General features: G+C 38.8%; 1 protein-coding gene. It reads left to right on the top strand.

Annotated features, from left to right (window positions below; translation table 11 throughout):
- The first annotated feature begins 51 nt into the window (after nt 1-51).
- Nucleotides 52-609: a hypothetical protein gene (locus PL85_RS18540; RefSeq protein ID WP_147288192.1), complete on the top strand. Its 558-nt coding sequence runs from the start codon at nt 52-54 to the stop codon at nt 607-609.
- The last annotated feature ends 14 nt before the right edge of the window (nt 610-623 follow it).

The raw sequence follows: 623 nt of genomic DNA, 5'->3' as shown, positions 1-623 counted from the left end.
TGCGTTGTCAACCCCTTAGCCGGGCGTTATGTTTGTCGAGGAAATATCTGAATGAATCAAGCAGAAATAATTGCGAGAGTTATTGAATTATCAGGTGGCGTTGAGCAATTAAAGGTAAATTCAGACCGCTCGCTACAGGTAATAAACTCTAAATGGCATCAGCATACTGAGATAATCGGTAGAGTTCTTCGCTCTCATTTATTCGTTGAGCACTATATGGCAGGTTACCTAGTGTCTAGCTCATTATCAACTTCTCGGAAAAAGGCTGACAAGCTAACATTTGCACAAAAGGTGGATCTCGTAGAGCAAGCAAACGAACCACAATTGGAAGAGTTACTTGCCGGTATCAAGTGTCTAAATCGTATTCGAAATAACATCGCTCATAACCTAGCCATAGAATTGACTTTAGACTCGATAAAAGCAATGGCTGATACAAAGTCATTTGTAGTACTTAGAAGAGAATTGGCAAAGCCTAATGAGCCATGTTCTAAACCTATTTCTGTGATTGAAAGCTGTTCAAAACACGTTGGGGTTGTTTTTGAGTCATTTTCAGACCCAAATTCATTATCTAGGATATTTGCTAAAGCTCTTGCTGAACAACAAACATAACAAATTGTTCAAGA

Source organism: Vibrio anguillarum, assembly GCF_001989995.2.
GTDB lineage: Bacteria > Pseudomonadota > Gammaproteobacteria > Enterobacterales > Vibrionaceae > Vibrio > Vibrio anguillarum.
This window is presented reverse-complemented; position numbering and strand designations above follow the sequence as displayed.